This is a genomic window from Chitinophaga sp. (genome assembly GCF_017745275.1).
Taxonomy (GTDB): Bacteria; Bacteroidota; Bacteroidia; order Chitinophagales; family Chitinophagaceae; genus Chitinophaga.
The window spans coordinates 690500-708565 of the sequence record NZ_JAGHZS010000001.1; the positions used below are offsets into that span (position 1 = coordinate 690500).

Here is an 18066-nt window from a genome sequence, read left to right on the forward strand (position 1 = left end):
ATTTATGGCCGGCAAATAATTAAATAACTAAATGTCAAATGTGGTTGTAAAGAACTATATGTGTAAACCGTGCGCCAGCAATGTTTTCCACTGCGGGTTGCTCCGTACAAATTCTGCAACTTTTTTGCTGGAAGGAACCATGCGAATATTCTGTGCAGAAATTTCCTCCATTACTTTTCCTAACATCATTGGTAATACCCCCTGCTTTTCCAACACAGGTGGTACTTCTGCACCCGTCAGGAAAATACGGCTACCATTTTTCTCATAAATCACTTTCGCCATTTGTCCGGCAATATGCGCCTCAAACTGTCTGGCTTCCTTGTTGTCAATAATTTTAAAATCCTTCATGATCATAATTATTTTTACACGATGTTTCTAGTAGTGGTATACTAAGGAAAGTATCTTAAGCAAAAGGGGAAGTTGATAGATAGCATGGTATTAAAATACCCTAAAAAAGTTCATTCCGCCTGCAAATATACTAATATTTTAGCAGAAAATCGTGAAACATCAATATGTAGAAATAACTAATACTTAAAGTAATTGGCTGGTAAGCCTTTAAAGGGTAGCTTAACGTGAAACACACTGCCACTCAATGGAAATTCACCTATTTGCTCCGCACTCATATGCTCCCGCGCGGTAGTAATCAATAACTCATCCATCCCGGCGCCCCCAAAAGCACAGGAAGATACATGCGGTACCGGTACCGATACTTTCCCCAATAGTTCCCCTGTTTCGGGATCCCAACAATATACGCCTGCACCACCCCATTGCGCAATCCACAACATCCCTCGACTATCCATCGCCATGCCATCCGGACAACCTAAGGCAGCCGGAATATGAATAGCGATGCGCGTAAAGGCAATATTTCCGGTGGCAGCATCGTAACTGAACTCCTGCACGGTTCCGGTGTGGGTGTCGTTGTAATACATCTTATTCCCCTTCCATACCAATCCATTGGAAATAGTGACCCCGGTCAGCTTCACTACCGGCGCTTCCTGCCCGGTAATACAATACAACGTCCCGGTACCTTCATCGGCAGGCATCTGCATAGTACCTATCCATAAGCGCCCTGCCGGATCACATTTACCATCGTTACATCTTATATTCTCCCGTTGATCCAGTACACTCAGTAATGGCCCTATACCTTTCTCCGGGGAAAAGAAAGCTACACCATGTTGCAGCCCTGCCAACAACTCATTGCGACCTGCTACAGGTACAAGCGTAGATACATAAGTGCCCACCTCAAACGCCTGCTGCCGGCCATTTATATCTCTCATATAAATAGTGTGTCCTATGATATCTACCCAGCACCAGCAATTTCTTTCCGGCCACCAACAGGCTCCCTCCCCTAACTCACTGGCTAAAGGCGATAATAACACTGCTTCATATATCTCCATAATACATGTTTTAATAGTTGAGGCTTCACTACCAACACCCAATATATACTTTTGTGCACTGATATTGTATATTGCAGCCTTAATCACTGTTAATTTCCAGTTCTTTAACTCCTGCTATGGATATAAAAGTTTTTGAGCAACTTCACCAGGAAGGCCTGATAGATGAGCGCTCCCTTACCACTGTAAAAACCTCTGAACAACAACGACTGTTCTCTCTGCACTGGGAAATCAAAACGCTGTTATACCTGGGCGTATTGCTACTCAGCGGCGGCCTCGGTATCCTGATTTACAAAAACATTGATACCATTGGACACCAGGTCATCCTGCTGATCATCGGTGTCATTTGTGCGGGTTGTTTCAGTTATTGCATCCGCCAAAAAAAACCTTTTTCATGGCAACAGGTTCCCTCGCCCAACGCATTTTTCGATTATGCGTTACTGTTAGGTTGTCTCACATTTGTGACCTTTATTGGTTATCTGCAATTCCAGTATACGGCCTTCGGCACCGCCTATGGCCTGGCTACGTTTATCCCGCTGGCTGTACTCTCTGTCAGCGCTTACTACTTTGATCATCTCGGCGTATTATCGATGGCCATTACTAACCTCGCCGCCTGGATGGGCATTGCCCTCACACCCGCTCAAATACTGACTGCCAACGACTTTGGCAATGCGCGTATTGTGTACACGGGCGTTATACTGGGTATAATCCTGTTGGCATTTGCACTGATATCTTCCCAAAAAAATCTGAAAAAACACTTTGCCTTTACTTACCAGAACTTTGGTGCGCATATCTTTTACATCGCCTGCATTGCAGGTATCTGCATATTTGACGATGCCCATGTGTGGTGGTTCCTCTTTATGTGTGTGATTGCTGCTTATATCTACTGGCAGGCATTCCGCGAACGCTCCTTTTATTTTGTGCTCATCACGGTACTGTATATCTACCTGGCCTTTAGCATTGTATTTTTCCGCATATTATTCAAAGCTACAAATATTGAGCAGCTGTATACCGGCTTCTTCTACGTGATTGGCTCTGCTATCGGCGTAATTTTACTATTGATTAACCTCAACAAAAGAATTAAAAATGCTGGCGTATAAATCTCAAACTCTCGACAATCTTCATATACAGGAAGAAGCAGCGAAAGCATTGCGGAAAGACTGTATCGACGTAACCACCTACAGGGCTATTGAAGCGGCACACCCGGTAAACTTCTATACGCCTAACCCGGTTATAAAAATCGGGTTGTTTATCCTCACCGTGGTGATTGTATCTTTCTCACTGGGACTGTTCTCCTTAATGACGCTGGATATCCATCATCCTGAAAGGGTAATCAGAGGTCTCTGCATTTTTGTTGGACTGGGCTGTTATGCAGTCCTGGAATTATTTATTGCGAGCAAAAAATTATTCCGCGCCGGGCTGGATGATGGTCTGCTATGGTGCGCTACCGGCTTGTTGATTTGCAGCCTGGCAACTTATGAAGATACCAGTACTACCACCTGGTGTGCAATTACCTTAGTAACTACCCTCCTGGCTACCTTACGTTTTGCTGATATGGTGATGGCAGGCTTTGCATTTCTCGCCTTTGTGGGCCTTGCTTTCAGCCTGCTGGTTGAAATGGGGCCCGTGGCTAAAACCATTGTCCCTTTTGTTATCATGGCGCTTTCATTGGTGGTTTATTTTATGGTAAGAAGAGGTATGCGGCAGCACTTACTCCGTCACTACAATCGTTGTCTGACGGTGGCAGCGGTACTCGCTTTGCTCACTTTCTACCTGGCCGGCAATTACTTTGTGGTAAGGGAAGTAAGTAATACCATGTTTGACTTGCAGCTACAAGAGGGACAATCCATCCCGGGTGCCGCATTCTTCTGGATTTGTACCATCATCATTCCGATTGCTTACGGCTACCTGGGCATTCGTAAAAAGGACGCTATCCTGTTACGTACAGGTTTGGTGCTGCTGGCGGCTATTGTATTCACGGTACGGTACTATCATCATGTAATGCCGCTGGAAGCAGCCATGGTAGCAGGCGGGCTGATACTCACCGTAGGTGCATGGGCATTGATCCGCTACCTGCAAACACCCCGTCATGGCTTCACTTATATGGAAGCAGACGAACCTTCGCTGGCAGATAAATTAAAACTGGAGTCATTGATCATTGCGCAAACCTACGTTCCGGGCGCGCCTAAACCCGATATGGATTTCGGTGGAGGCAGTGGCGGCGGCGGCGGGGCCAGCGGTAATTATTAATAGTAATAAAAAAATTACGGGGAGATGGTAATAGCTGCTGCTGTTACCATCTCCCCGTAGTTTTTTACATCTTCCTATATCAAAATATCAACAGGAACTAATGGGCATAAAAAAAGCCTGACTGAATGATCAGTCAGGCTTAAAGAGCGAAAGACCGGGCTCGAACCGGCCACCCCGACCTTGGCAAGGTCGTGCTCTACCAAATGAGCTACTTTCGCAGAGGTATTAAGAACTTTGGGAGGATATTACTCCGCATGTGACGCATGCGTTTTGTATCCCTTACTGGAGCGGAAGACCGGGCTCGAACCGGCCACCCCGACCTTGGCAAGGTCGTGCTCTACCAAATGAGCTACTTTCGCAGAGGTATTAAGAACTTTGGGAGGATATTACTCCGCATGTGACGCATGCGTTTTGTATCCCTTACTGGAGCGGAAGACCGGGCTCGAACCGGCCACCCCGACCTTGGCAAGGTCGTGCTCTACCAAATGAGCTACTTCCGCAGGTATTAAAAACTTTGTTAGTTTAAAGAACTCTTCCCTTCGATGTGCATTCTTTCGTTTGCTTTGCCCCGTGGCGTTTTCGTTGGGATTGCAAAGATAGGAAACGGACTGAAAACACAAAATTTTTTTTCAAACTTTTCTAAAAAAATTTTGCACGAATATATGCAACAACTCATTGAAACACAGAAGGGCAAAGCTTTTCACCAATAAAAATAGTAATACTTTTTATTTACAACGTATCTGTAACTGCAACAGTACGAACCACCAAAGGCTTCTTTTTCGACTTTTTCCGCTTACCCCACCACACATAAAAACCCGTTACCGGCAAGGAAGCACAAATAAAACTGATGATGAAAGCAATTATTTTTCCTGCAATGCCGCCAATAGCTCCCACATGAATATCGTAGTTCATTTCTATTAATCGCTCGCCCCGGTTTTTATGGCTATCATTGCGCCTGCCTAATTGTTGGGCAGTGTATTGGTCAAACTGTAATTCATCTGCGCCAAAATAAGTTTCCTTACCCTTATAGCCACCAATTACATGCACGCCCTTTTCCCCACGGGCCGGATAAATGTAGATGCGGCGCGATCCTTTCAGCACCGGCAATGCTTGCGCAAAAGCCTTATCCAGCGGGTTACCGGTGATGGTAGCGGTACCTTTCACTGACTCATGCAGTGATCTGTCCGGCGGCGTAGTACTACCGGCAGCTACCACATACACTGTTGCCTGAAACCACGTAAACGCCCACACCATGCCGGTTAACGCCAACACTAATGCCAAGGTAAGGGCATAAAAACCCAGTACATTATGCAGGTCATAATTCACCCTTTTAAAGCCTGCTTTCCACTTAATTTTAAAGCTCTTGTCCCGGTTTCCCTTATTCCATTTCTTAGGCCACCACATAATCAATCCCGTGATCAGCAGTATCACAAAAATGAAAACACTCCAACCTACAATCGGCTGCCCATAAGGCGTATTCAGCAATAAACTCCAGTGAATGGATTTGATAACAGAGAAGAAATTATGTTTATAGTCGATGATACCGGTTACGGCTCCACTATAAGGATTAATCATTACAGACTCGTAGTACTCCACCCCTCCAAAATAGGTCAACGCTGTATCATTACCTTTGTAAGTCATAAACTCCCAGGCCCGGTCCGGCGCAGGATACGTTGTAATGTTCAGTAAAGGCTTTCCGGGTCCAAGCACCGCCTCCGCCTTCTTTTTCAGCTCGCTGACAGGCAGCAACGCCCGGTTTTCCGGCGTTACAAATAGTTGTTTACGGTAGTAGTAATTATTGATCTCCTGTTGAAAAACAAACAAACACCCGGTGATACTCACTATCAGCACAATAATGCCTGACCCCAGGCCCAGCCAGAGGTGTAACTTTTCTACGATGATCCTGAACAGCGATTTATGCTGTTTCTTTTTTAATTTATCCGTTCGCTTAAACATATTGTATCATTGGAGAATAAATCTCCATCATACAAAGTTGTCCGTAAAACGCGAGGATGTTTAATCGTATCCGGAATTTCATTTACGCAAAAGGGAAAGTTGGGGCACAAAAAAACCTCCTCCGGAAAAACCGGAGGAGGCCTGGATAATTATGTGAAAGCAGTTGCTTACTTATATTTTGGATTGTACAGCGAGCTTCCCTGCACTTTTACATCTGGCTTACCTGCATATTTATGTGTATAAAGGCCGTAGCTGAGTCCCAGGATGAAAGCTACCAGGCAAAATAACTGCACGTAAAATAACCAGCGGGAGCGGGAAACCTTATCTAAGGTAATATCGTATTTATTTTCTACTGTATTCTGTTCCATAATCAGTTTATTTCCGCTGCAAACCTACATAATATTTTGAAATTTTCGAAGTTATTTGAGAGAGAAAGAAAACTTTCACCGATTAAATAAGCTCAGAGAATTTCTTATGTTTTAAAAAATAATACCGCCAGATCATGATCCCGTGAAATACGCCTGTCATTTTCATCAGCTTTATTTTCGGTAAATGATCAGTCCCTGTATATTTACGGCGCCAGCGATAATAATCTTTATAAGCCCTGTAAATCGCTGCCATATCCTTCGGTTTACCTGCCACCAGGCTCTTAACCCCAGCCAGGATATCCAGGAAGAAACGCTGTACCAGTACAATCCAGCGGTCTTCATTATGCAGGTTTTTCCACAACATCATCAGGTTGTTCCGGAAGTTCAGGTATAACTTACGGGGATTTCCCTGTGGTAAACTACCTCCGCCCACATGAAACACCACGGAGGCCGGACAATAACAAATCCGGTATCCTGCGCGCTGTAAACGCCAGCAAAGGTCTACTTCTTCCATATGTGCAAAGAAATCGTGGTCAAAACCACCTACCTCATGAAAACAGGACGAGCGGATAAACAATGCGGCCCCGGTTGCCCAAAAAACGTCCTGTACATCATCGTACTGCCCCTGGTCTTTCTCTACGGTATACAATACACGTCCCCGGCAGAAAGTATAACCCAGGATATCCATCCAGCCACCTGCGGCACCGGCATACTCAAACTCATCTGGCTGGTTATAAGCCCGCAATTTAGGCTGACAGGCTGCAATACGCGTATCCTGCTGCATCAGGGCCACTACCGGCTCAATCCATCCGGCCTCTACTTCCACATCCTGGTTCAGCAATACGTAAATATCGGCCTGCACTTCCCCTAAAGCGTCATTATACCCACCGGCGAAGCCGTCGTTGCGGGCATTCCGGACAATCCGGATCTGCGGGTAATGCTTCGCCACAAAATCCACGCTGTCATCTGTAGAGGCATTGTCTGCCAGCACCAGCTGCAGGTTGCCGTAAGTAGAACGGCAAACAGACGGCAGGAACTTCTCCAGAAAAGACTTCCCATTCCAATTTAAAATAACAACTGCTACTGATGGCAATACGGACAATGGATCTTACGTTTATGCGTGAACAATTATTTTTGAGATGCAAATATGCAACAAACGATGCTAATATTTGCCAATCATTACAGAATCAGGGAAGCCAAATATGGCTTAAATTAGAAGTATGTTTAAACAGTATATCGGATGGAAGTTTGTACTGGCCTCCATAGCAGTGCTCATTATTGGAACCACTATATGGTTTGTAAGTAATTTATCGAAGAATATCCAGGAAGAAGAACGAAAAAAAGTAGCCACCTGGGTGGAAGCCAACCGGGAGCTGCTGCGTACAGATGCCGACGCCAATCTCAACCTGGCCATCGGTATTGTGACCAACAACACCACCATTCCCCTGATCCTCACCGATGAGGAAGGCCATATACTCGACAGCCGCAACCTCGACTCCCTCCGCATCGCAAAGGATCCAAAGTACCTCTCCGAACAACTGCGGGCTTTCAAAAAACAACATCCTCCCTTTATCATGGAGGTAGATGCCAAACAAAAGATGTATAATTTCATCTATTACGGCGACTCCCTCATTCTCCGGCAGGTACGATACTATCCTTACATTCAGCTGTTTGTAGTCACCCTCTTTATCGCCATCGTACTCTTTGCCCTTTCCAGCACCAACCGGGCCACCCAAAACCAGGTATGGGTAGGACTGGCCAAAGAAACTGCCCACCAATTGGGAACACCTCTCTCATCCATGGAAGCCTGGCTTGAAATCCTACGGGAAAACGAAGCCAATACCACCATCGTGGCAGAACTATCGAAAGACGTAGACCGCCTCAAACTCATTACGGATCGCTTCTCCAAAATAGGTAGCATCCCCAAACTGGAGGAAACCAACATCGTGGCCCAGATAGAAAACATGACCAACTATATCCGGAAAAGAGCGCCACAGAAGGTACAACTAACCGTTCATAGCGCCGACGAAGAACTGCCTGCGATGATATCTCCCCCACTTTTCGACTGGGTAGTGGAAAATTTATTAAAAAATGCGCTGGACGCCATGGAAGGCAAAGGGAAGATCGATATCACCATTGAAAATCACTCTACTTATATCACAGTAGACGTTGCAGATACCGGGAAAGGGATTCCCAAAATGAGCTTCGAAAAAGTGTTCAAACCCGGATTCAGCACCAAGAAGCGCGGATGGGGCCTCGGCCTTTCACTCGCCAAACGGATCATAGAAGAATATCACCGGGGACGCCTGTATGTAAGGTCGTCTGAAATCAATAAAGGCACCACTTTCAGGATCCTGTTGAGAAAATAATTGACCTTTTTGAGAAAATATGAATAAATAAATTTGCTTATTTTAAAAAAGCCGTTATTTTTGCACCCCATTCTACCAGATGCGAAGGTGGCGAAATTGGTAGACGCGCTACTTTGAGGTGGTAGTGCCTGAAAGGGCTTGGGAGTTCGAATCTCCTCCTTCGCACCAAACGAGACAAATGAGGATAATCCTCGCTTGTCTCGTTTTTTTTGGCAAAAGCCACGTCCAGCGTGAGTATCAAAACAGGTGTTGCCAACCCGCGGTGAATATAAATCGATGCCACTGAATATCGTGCTGTTGTTAACATCATTGTTCGTAACGTACATGCGTTACCGTAATTAATCATAAACGGTCGGACTGTAAATAAACAGTCCGACCGTTATACCACTTCCATTCACAGGCCTATTCTTTTTTTCTGATAAGTTTGGCTTCTTTATCTTCCATACCATACAGGTCGTTAAACAACAGTTTAAACGTACCTAATGACTGCCCGCGGAAAGTAATTTCTGGTCCGAACGCATAGAGCATACCAGCACCTACCGGTGCTGAAAAAGCCGCTACCCCGTCTTTTAGGTATGATTGTCCCCAGGCCCAACCGCTGTGTAAAGGTTGTGCGGTAGCGAACCAGGCAATCGGTTTGATCCCTTCCTGCGCCGCGTTGGCATCCAGGCGGAATACCGGGCTGTTGTCAAAGTTCACATCGCCGACAGAAGGCAGCCCCCATGCGGCCGGATGTGTACTATCAAACGATACCTGGAGAATACTGCCAGGTACAAAATATTTGGTACCGGGCAATGGTTTTTCCTGCCCGGCTTTGTCCGTTTCCACCAAAGCATTATGTACCGGCAATCCCAGATGGTAAGCGAGATTGGTACTGCTGCCAATAGTAATAACCGTACCGCCTTCTTCCATGAATTGCTTTAATGCCGGTATAGATTTTTCTTTAGAGATCTTACCTAACATATGCCGGTAGTTTTCCGGAATTTCCGCAGGAGCCGGATCTTTTTGCGTGTATCCGTACCTGTTAGGCTCTGCACCTCCCACCGGTGGAATGGCGCGGGTAGCGAAGATGATCGCATCATACCTGCTATGCAGGTTTCCGGTATCAATGTCCTGCGGATAAATCACTTCAAATGGAAAATGGTATTGCTCCATGATCCACCGCATCCAGCCGGAAGGCATAGAGCCGCCATAGGTATCCCATAGCGCAATACGCATCGGGCGCAGGGCTACGGTACCCGCAGGTCGCTTATTGATGCCCGTAGTTTTCAATCCCAGGGTGGTAGCCGATTGTTGCAGGATCTCCTTTGCTTTGCCATTGGCAGGTACAAAGAAGGCGCCCGCTACGGCTTTATTATTACCCGCTACTCCTTTGGTGAGACGGTATACTTTTACACCGGCTTTCAGGAGATCGTTGACCGCAATAAAAGCATTGTTCTCGCGGGCACTCAGCAGGTAACCCGCGCCGGCACCTGCCAGCGTGTTTTTGGGAGGCGACTGCAATTCACCGTAGGGCAGCCGCGTAAAGGGTCCGTCGAATGCGTCGAGCACCCGGTCAAACTGAACCCCCATCTGGAAAGCCAGTGTCCAGCCTGCTGCATCATATGGCCGGATAGGAGGCCCACCCGGGTATTGAAAATCGTTGGGGTGATCCTGTGGTTCAAACATATCCAGCACATGCGGCCGGAATGACTGGTTCGTTTTTACGATATAAGATCCGGCAGGATAGGATTTGCCGCTTACCGTAAACGCGGCATCTGCTTTCTGTACCTGGATACCCGCCTTGATCAGCGCATTGATAAATTTCACCGCAGTAGGAAAATCGGCCTGATCTGCCGGCAGGATATATCCCCGTGGATCTCTTCCCGCAGGATCTTTGAATACCGCGTCGTAATATTTCATGGGAATATTGTTACCCCGACGCATCCAACCATAAGGATCACTCCCATCGTTTTTATCGGTGGAATCCGGATGGTCTTTCTTAAAGGCGGCGGTAACGGCCTCGGAACGTTTCGGCGATAATGTCCAGGAGTCCTGGTTGCCACGGTCGATCGCGTTTTTACCCATTTTGTAAATATTGTAGAGCACTTCATCACGCTGACGGGCAGCGTAATCCAATACCGCGTAGTTCAGCGATACAGAATAATCGATAGAGCGTCTGAAACGCCAGTCGTCCTGCGGCTTTACGGGATTTGGTGTAGCGCCGTTGGGAATTAACCGTTGTGGTACCACAGGGATTTTCTCTGGTGTGGGATTTCCAATAATTTCCGTAAGCAACCCAATCATATTATGATACTGCGTGGTGGTACGCAATCCGCCGTTATACCAGGTAGAGAAACTGGAGCCGTTCAAACGGGTATAACCTGGTTTATCTTCTGCGTTCAACCGGTTGTACATAGCGGCCCCGAGTGCATCGATACCGGTGATCATCAGCGGATCAAAGAAATAATTGAACGGATCGCGGTAGGGAGGTCCTGCGAGTACAGAACCTTCGGGACCGCGTTGGTGGTGATTGTACATGATCTGCGGCATCCATTCAAGAAACAATTGTTTTCCCATGTTCACGCTTTCTTTCATGTTCATGATGTAGAAATCGCGGTTATTATCATGACCGATATATTTCTGATACAATACCGGCAACTGGTCTACCGATCTTTTCAACGGATCCGCATTCCGCATATACCAGTTGGACACCAGTTCCTGTCCGTCGGGGTTGGCGTGCGTCATCAGGATGATCACATTATCCAGGATGCGCATGGTTTCCGGATCTTTGCGGCTTGCCAGCTGCCACGCGGTTTCTATGAGCTGGTGCGTACCTACTACTTCTGTAGCATGTAATCCACCATCGATCCACACCACAGCCTTTCCTTCGGCGGCCAGCGCTTTCGCCTGTCCGGTGGTAAGGTCTTCCGCGCGGGCCAGTTGCTGTGAAATCTTTTTATACTTTTCCAACTGCTGCAGATTGGCTGGAGAAGAGATCACCAGCATATACTGGTCCCTTCCTTCTTCTGTTTTGCCGATGTCTACCAGCTTCACCCGGTCGGATGCCGCGAGCTTTTTAAAATACGCTGCCGTTTGTGTGTAGTTGGCCAGCTGATAATCATCCCCGATATTAAATCCGAAATGTTCTTTCGGTGAAGGGATGGTTTGCGCCACTACGGAATGACTATATAACCATCCGGCAACTGTGATGGCAACGAGTATTTTATTTTTCATGGCGTTGTTATTTGCGGTAATCTAATGCAGGTTTGCGGTCGCCCAGCATGGCTTCATACTGGAATCCGGCGCCTTGTCGTTTGTTTAACTCTGCTTTGGCGGCCTTCAGGCTTTCCGGGCTTTTAAACAGGTCATACGCGGTGAGTGCAATGGTTTTGGCAGCCACCATCATACCTTTTACGCCGATGCTGCTACCTGCGGCGGCTACGTTCTGCCAGCTGTGGCCGGAAGATCCCGGTACAAAGGTAGCGGTTACAATACCTGCTGTAGGCGCTACCCAGCTCACATCAGCTACATCGGAAGAGGCGCTGCCGCCGTCTTTGATCATAGTAAAAGGACTTACCCGGGAAGTCACCGTATCCGGATCAGGCGTGTTATCCTTCTCCACAAAAGTGGCCTGTATCTTTTTCGCAAATTCCTTTTCAGCGGGGGTATAGCTGAAGCCACCAACCTGTTGCAGGTTCTTATCCATCAATTGCGATAAGGTTACGTTGGGCAGCATGTTATAAACACCACCTATCACTTCGTAATCCATGCGGGTACCGGTTCCCATAGCAGCGCCTTCAGCAGCCTTTACCAGTCGCTCCCATACACTTTTTACTACTTTCATGTCCGGATGCCGTACATAATAATATACTTCTGCAAATGCCGGTACTACATTCGGTGCATCGCCACCCTTGGTGATCACGTAGTGGATGCGGGTAGAGGAAGGCACATGCTCCCGCATCATGTTCACCATATAGTCCATTGCTTCGACACCATCGAGCGCAGAGCGGCCTTTTTCGGGCGATGCGGCGGCATGAGCTGCAGTACCATAGAACCTGAATTTGGCGTTCTTATTCGCCAGCCAGGGAGAAATAGCCGCTGAATTCAGATTGCCGGGATGCCAGTGTAATACGGCATTCACATCTTTAAATAATCCTTCCCTTACCATAAATACTTTGCCGGAACCGCCTTCTTCCGCAGGACAACCATACAAACGGATCGTGCCTTTCACCCCACTGCTTTGTAGCCAGTTCTTCACGCTGATCGCTGCTGCAACAGAGGCGGTCCCAAACAGGTTATGCCCGCAACCATGTCCTGGTCCGCCTTCCTTCACGGGTTGTTTTTCCGGCACGGCTTCCTGCGACAAGCCCGGCAACGCATCGTATTCCGCAAGGATGGCTATCACTGGCTCACCGCTCCCATAGCTGGCTACAAAGGCAGTGGGAATACCGGCAATACCGGCCTTCACCTGGAACCCTTGTTGCTGCAGGGTGGATTGTAACAGCGCCGAACTTTTTTCTTCCAGGTAACCGGGTTCTGCATAGCTCCAGATCTTTTTGGCAATGGTATCGTAGGCAGCGGTATGTTGATCGAGGTAACTGATCATCGCGGTTTTCTCCTTGTTTTGTTGTGCCGGCAAAGTTGTTGTCATGCAACAAAAAAACGCGCAGGAAATGATAAATGGTTTCATGGGCTATTTATACAGTTGGTTAAACAGTAATTTAAAGGTGCTGTGAGATTGCCCCCGGAAGGTGATCTCCGGCCCGAAGGCATATAATTTTCCTTTGCCTACCGGCGCTGTAAAGGCAGCAATGCCACCTTTCAGGTATTGCTGTCCCCAGGCCCAGCCACTATGCAGCGGTGCCGCATCAGAAAACCATATCAGCTTTCTTATCCGGGAGGTATCTGCTCCGCTCAATTTGAAAACAGGGCTTCTTTCAAAGTATACATCATTTTTTGCCCGCATGCCAAAGGTTTCCGCTACCGAGGTGTCAATGTCTGCCAGCAGCAGGCTACCGGGAATATAATACTTTGTACCGCTGAGTGGTTTCATCTCTCCTTTCGCATTCTTCTCCATCAGTGCATTTACAACGGGTAACTGAAGGTGATAAGCCAGGTTAGTGCTGCTGCCGATGGTTACAATCTGTCCACCTTCTTCGAGGAATTGCTTCAACTGCGGAACAGACGTATCGGCGGTGATCTTACCCAACCAGCTACGATACTGTGCCGGCAGCTCTTCCGGCCTGGGTGGTTTGCTCTCAAAATTGTTACGCGGCTTCTTTGGTTTACCGGTATCAGGAATAGCGCCGGTGGCAAAAATAATCAGGTCGTATTTACTACGCAATTTTCCACTATCTATCGCGGAAGTATATACGAATTCATACGGAAAATGATATTGCTCCATCAGCCAGCTGAGCCAACCGGCCGGAATAGATCCTCCATAGTTATTCCAGAGTGCCACCCGCATGGGCGCCAGGGCTTTCATACCGGAGGGGCGCCGCTCACTAACGGCAACGGGTATACCAAATTCAGCCGCATCTTTCACAAGGATGGTCTGCGCCTTTGCGGAAAAAGGAATATAGAAAGCACCCGCATTGCTAACGCCTGGGGGTAAACGAAATACTTTTACACCCGCTTTCAGCAGATCATTCACCGCGATGAAAGCATTGTTCACCCGTGCATCGATCAGGTAGCCTTTGGCCGCAGCGGCCACCACTTGTTTTGGGGGCGACTGTAACTGGCCATAGGGTAGCCTTTCAAAGGGTCCGTCAAATGCTTCCAGTACCCGGTCGAATGTGATGCCCATCTGGAAAGCGAGCGTCCACCCGGCGGCATCGTAGGGACGGATCGGCGGACCGCCTTCATACTGGAAATCATTCGGGTGATCCTGTGGTTCAAACATATCTATTACATGCGGTCGGAAAGCCTGGCTGGTTTTGACTATATAGGAACCCGCCGGATAAGTTTTTCCTGCAACAGTAAAGGTAGCAGTCGCCTTTTCTACAGCGATACCGGATTGTATCAGCGCATTGATAAATTTTACAGCAGTGGGAAAGTCGGCCTGATCTGCAGGCAAAATATATCCCCGGGCATCTCTTCTCGCCGGATCTTTTAATACGGCATCATAAAACTTCACGGCAATGGTATCTTCCCGGCCAAAGGAAAATTCGCCCCCACCTTCTCCTTCGCCACCAGCAACGGCTTCCTGCGGGCGACTATTTTTATTGGCTACTTTGATGCTATCGATATAGCTGGGATAAAATGTCCAGTTATCGCGGTTGCCTCTTTCAATAGCGTTGCTGCCCATGCGGTAAATATTGTACAGCAGTTCGTTCCGGTAGCGGGCGGCGTAGTCGAGGATGGCATAGTTGAGCGATACCGAATAATCTATCGACTGCCGGAAATGCCAGCGTTGCGGCGTTACAGGATTGGGAGTGGCACCGTTAGGTACCAGTCTGTCGGGCACCAGTGGCACATTCTCCGGCGTAGGATTACCGATGATTTCCGTAAGGATACCCACCATATTATGAAAATACGGTGTGGTACGTAATCCACCATTCCACCAGGTGGAGAATTGTGAACCGGCACGTTGGGTGTATCCCGGTTTACCTTCTGCATTCAGGCGGTTGTTCATGGCCGCGCCCACCGCATCGATGCTGGTTACAATCAGTGGATCATATACATGGTTAAAAGGATCACGGTAAGGCGGACCTGCCAATACAGAACCAGCGGGGCCACGCTGGTGGTGGTTATACATGATCTGCGGGATCCATTCTACGAACAGCTGCCGGCTGATATTCTGACTCTCTTTCATGTTCATCATGTAGAAGTCGCGGTTATTATCATGTCCCACATATTTTTCGTATAGCCGTGGTATATTCATGGCTCTTTTACTGGTATCGCCTGTCCGCATGTACCAGTCGGACACCAGTTCCTGTCCGTCGGGATTGGCATGTGTGAGCAGGATGATATCATTATCCAGTATAGACATGGTTTCCGGATCGGTGCGGGTAACCAGCTGATACATGGTTTCTATCAGCTGATGTGCGCCTACTACCTCCGTGGCATGTAGTCCGCCATCTATCCAGATCACGGCTTTGCCCTCCGCAGCCAGCTCACGGGCTTGTGGCGCCGTGAGCCCTTCCGCGCGGGCCAGTTGTTGAGAGATAGTCTTGTATCGTTCCAGTCGCTGTATATTGACCGGTGAAGAAACAATCAGCATATACTGATGTCTGCCTTCTTCGGTCAAACCGATATCCACCAGTTTGGTACGGGGAGATGCAGCGAGTTTTTTAAAATAGGCTTCTGTTTGTGTATAGTTGGCCAGCTTATAATCATCTCCTATATTAAAACCAAAATGTTCCTTGGGAGATGGTATCTGCTGCGCCCATGCAATGGCGACGGTCGCCAGCAGCAGGATCAGCAAACGGTAAAACTTGCTATTCATAAGCGCATAAGAATTTCAGATAAACAAATGACGGACTATTGCTTTTTAAACCTAACGCCTACACGGCAATCACCAGGTTCTCCGCGGGCTTCATCACAGATATTATTGAAGAAGGTAACAATGCGTCTTCCATCAGCCAGGTTTAATATAAACTTAAACAGAAAATAATCATTCACTTTCACATTTTCCAGGCTTACATTATTCATCGCTGCCAATTGCGCCGCAGTAAAGGAATACGTTTTGGGAAAGGCCGTTACGGTTTCCAACAGGTGATCATTGGTGCCTACAATACTGGGCAATGGAAACTGGGCAATATTCGTATATTGATTACCGGGAGACGATATCACTAACGGGTACGCAGGTACGCTTGTTTCAGCTTTATTGTAACTGTTGTATACTTCTATGGATGTTACCGTTTCTTTGCCAAAACCTTCCCAGGTTAGTGTAAACGCAAACTCCTGTGCCGCCAGGTTGGGATCGGTGAGGTTAAAGAAAGCTACCTTACCCGCCTGCCGCGTAGGCAGGGCTGTTTTGGTGGTATCTATCGTCACTATTGGCACAGCGCTATAGTTATAATCCTGCCATTCGTAGGTTACCTTTTTACAGGAAAACGCCACCGAAGAAATAACCAGTATGGCCACTATAAAATGCTTCATAATTATAATTTTAGTCCCGTAAATATGTTAGCTTATTTATCCCAGAATACCGGTGTTGTTTGTTGTGCTACCTGCAATGCACCTGCATTTTCTCCCAGGCTGGTATTGGCTGTCAGTTCTGTTTCAGAATAATAGAGCCGCAGCGGGAAGGTGTTGAGCGGCGACAGTGGTGTGCGCAGCAAGGGCAAACCGGTTCTCCGGTAATCGCTGTAGGCTTCCATACCGTTACCATATTGCGCAATGTATTTCTGCGTCATCACCAGTACCAGCTTACCGGCGTCTGTGGCGGCATCGTATTTCAACAATTGGTCTGCTGCAAAATCATTGATCGTAGCAGCCGGCAAAGCAGCGCCGCCGTTGGCGGCAGCAAAGGTGCTCACACTGTTAAGATGCGCTGTAATCCCGTCTTTAAAAGCCTGCCGCGCATCATCGCCGGTATTCAGCGTGAGCGCCGCTTCTGCCCGGATAAACTTCACCATCGCATTGGTGATCATCGGCATGATCCCGGCGCCGGTGCCGTCTGTAGGACCTACTACTTTCAGTGTACCGGTGGCGCCGTTATTGGTGAGGAAACGGTTGGTGACCGGGATATTATTCACAGGTGCATTGTCGTACAAACCACCGGCAGGATAAATACCAAAGGTGGAACGCCTGTTCAGATCAGCCGGTGCAGCCGTACCATCGCCGGGATTACGGCCGTAGTAACCATTGCTGTTGGCGGAATTATTCAGTCCTGCTGTAGCATTCTGCCGGAAGATATAATACCGCAACCGGGGATCATCGTTGTTAAACAACAGGTCGATCAACGACTGGCTCATGTAAAATGTTTTACTGCCCTGGTACTCCACGCGGTGCCAGGGATGCCGGTTGTTGGGGTTTTGCCCTGAGCCGAAACGGAAAGTAAAATCACCTGCGTTGGAATTGGTGGTCCCCCCTATCAGCGTGGCCGGATCAGCTATCAGTGCTTTGATGGCAGTGGCAGAACGTGCCGGATTCACCAGGCGGATCTGGTTGTATAGTTTCAGCTTTAACGAGTTGGCCATCATCAGCCAGGAGCTTTTTACACCACTGTATAAGAGATCGGAGGTGGCAGGGACAAGCGTGGTCCCAGTGACTTTAGCAGCATCGGCTATCGCTTCGTCTACCATCTTCAGTACGTCTTCATAAATCTCCGTTCCTTTCTCAAATGCAGGGCTCACGTTGGCCTGGCCCTGTTGCGACTGTGAGTAAGGAATATCGCCCCACATATCTACCATCATGCTTGCCAGGTAAGCCTTCTCGAGTTTAGCAACGGCCACATACCCCCATTGCTCCTGGGCGGCACCGGCTTTTATAATAGCGGCAAGATCATTTAGTGTTTGTGTGTAAAAGCCATCCCAGGAATCATTGAAACTGGTACCTTGTTGCTGTAACCGGCTCAAACCGGAAGAGAACACCGTGTATTGCATAAAGGTGGCGGTACCGCTATTCAGCTGGTACATATTCGCCGCCATAGATACCTCCGTAGAAGGCAGTAATAACGACAACTGGGCAGTGGTAGGATTATTCGGGTCTGTATTGATGTCTACAAATTTTTTGCAACCGGAAACGGTTAACACACCTGCCAGTCCTATTGTGTACGCGATATATTTAAGTGCCATTATC

Annotated in this window: 13 protein-coding genes and 4 tRNA genes; 4 read left to right on the top strand and 13 right to left on the bottom strand. The window is 47.8% G+C overall.

Going from position 1 to position 18066, the window contains the following annotated elements:
• Positions 1–54: 54 nt before the first annotated feature.
• Positions 55–348 (bottom strand): N-acetyltransferase, encoded by a 294-nt coding sequence (locus J7623_RS02620; protein WP_291916871.1) that lies wholly within the window; start codon positions 346–348, stop codon positions 55–57.
• A 176-nt stretch (positions 349–524) separates the two neighbouring features.
• Positions 525–1397, bottom strand: a complete 873-nt coding sequence (locus J7623_RS02625; RefSeq protein WP_291916872.1) for an SMP-30/gluconolactonase/LRE family protein — start codon at positions 1395–1397, stop codon at positions 525–527.
• Between the two features lie 116 nt (positions 1398–1513).
• Between J7623_RS02625 and J7623_RS02630 the strand changes: the two genes are divergently transcribed.
• Both J7623_RS02630 and J7623_RS02635 read left to right on the top strand, forming a co-directional pair.
• Positions 1514–2494: a DUF2157 domain-containing protein gene (locus J7623_RS02630; RefSeq protein WP_291916874.1), complete on the top strand. Its 981-nt coding sequence runs from the start codon at positions 1514–1516 to the stop codon at positions 2492–2494.
• Positions 2481–3644 carry a hypothetical protein gene (locus J7623_RS02635; protein ID WP_291916876.1) on the top strand — a complete coding sequence of 388 codons (1164 nt, stop codon included), beginning with the start codon at positions 2481–2483 and terminating at the stop codon, positions 3642–3644. Before J7623_RS02630 ends, J7623_RS02635 begins: the two co-directional genes overlap by 14 nt.
• A gap of 145 nt (positions 3645–3789) precedes the next feature.
• On the opposite strand, the gene J7623_RS02640 is transcribed toward J7623_RS02635, so the two are convergent.
• The 6 genes from J7623_RS02640 to J7623_RS02665 form a co-directional block, all read right to left on the bottom strand.
• A tRNA-Gly gene (locus J7623_RS02640) sits at positions 3790–3862 on the bottom strand.
• A gap of 65 nt (positions 3863–3927) precedes the next feature.
• Positions 3928–4003 (bottom strand) — tRNA-Gly (locus J7623_RS02645).
• 65 nt (positions 4004–4068) lie between these two features.
• Positions 4069–4144: transfer RNA gene (locus J7623_RS02650), tRNA-Gly, on the bottom strand.
• 229 nt (positions 4145–4373) lie between these two features.
• Positions 4374–5600 carry a PepSY-associated TM helix domain-containing protein gene (locus tag J7623_RS02655; protein WP_291916878.1) on the bottom strand — a complete coding sequence of 409 codons (1227 nt, stop codon included), beginning with the start codon at positions 5598–5600 and terminating at the stop codon, positions 4374–4376.
• A gap of 167 nt (positions 5601–5767) precedes the next feature.
• Positions 5768–5968 (bottom strand): hypothetical protein, encoded by a 201-nt coding sequence (locus tag J7623_RS02660; RefSeq protein WP_291916880.1) that lies wholly within the window; start codon positions 5966–5968, stop codon positions 5768–5770.
• Positions 5969–6050: 82 nt separating this feature from the next.
• Entirely contained in the window at positions 6051–7070 is a 1020-nt protein-coding gene (locus J7623_RS02665) for a glycosyltransferase family 2 protein (protein ID WP_291916882.1), read from the bottom strand.
• A gap of 118 nt (positions 7071–7188) precedes the next feature.
• On the opposite strand from J7623_RS02665, the gene J7623_RS02670 reads away from it, so the two are divergent.
• Together J7623_RS02670 and J7623_RS02675 are read left to right on the top strand one after the other, a co-directional pair.
• Positions 7189–8337, top strand: a complete 1149-nt coding sequence (locus J7623_RS02670; protein ID WP_291916884.1) for a HAMP domain-containing sensor histidine kinase — start codon at positions 7189–7191, stop codon at positions 8335–8337.
• Between the two features lie 81 nt (positions 8338–8418).
• Positions 8419–8505 (top strand) — tRNA-Leu (locus J7623_RS02675).
• Between the two features lie 234 nt (positions 8506–8739).
• Here the strand turns inward: J7623_RS02675 and J7623_RS02680 are convergent.
• Genes J7623_RS02680 through J7623_RS02700 form a run of 5 tightly spaced genes read right to left on the bottom strand, consistent with a single transcriptional unit; the run spans position 8740 to position 18062 of the window.
• Positions 8740–11553 (bottom strand): M14 metallopeptidase family protein, encoded by a 2814-nt coding sequence (locus tag J7623_RS02680; protein WP_291916887.1) that lies wholly within the window; start codon positions 11551–11553, stop codon positions 8740–8742.
• Between the two features lie 7 nt (positions 11554–11560).
• Positions 11561–12970 (bottom strand): amidohydrolase, encoded by a 1410-nt coding sequence (locus J7623_RS02685; protein WP_291916889.1) that lies wholly within the window; start codon positions 12968–12970, stop codon positions 11561–11563.
• Positions 12971–13012: 42 nt separating this feature from the next.
• Positions 13013–15766 (bottom strand): M14 metallopeptidase family protein, encoded by a 2754-nt coding sequence (locus J7623_RS02690; protein ID WP_291916891.1) that lies wholly within the window; start codon positions 15764–15766, stop codon positions 13013–13015.
• Between the two features lie 35 nt (positions 15767–15801).
• Positions 15802–16422 (bottom strand): hypothetical protein, encoded by a 621-nt coding sequence (locus tag J7623_RS02695; protein ID WP_291916893.1) that lies wholly within the window; start codon positions 16420–16422, stop codon positions 15802–15804.
• A gap of 32 nt (positions 16423–16454) precedes the next feature.
• Positions 16455–18062 (bottom strand): SusD/RagB family nutrient-binding outer membrane lipoprotein, encoded by a 1608-nt coding sequence (locus J7623_RS02700; protein WP_291916895.1) that lies wholly within the window; start codon positions 18060–18062, stop codon positions 16455–16457.
• Between the last annotated feature and the right edge of the window lie 4 nt (positions 18063–18066).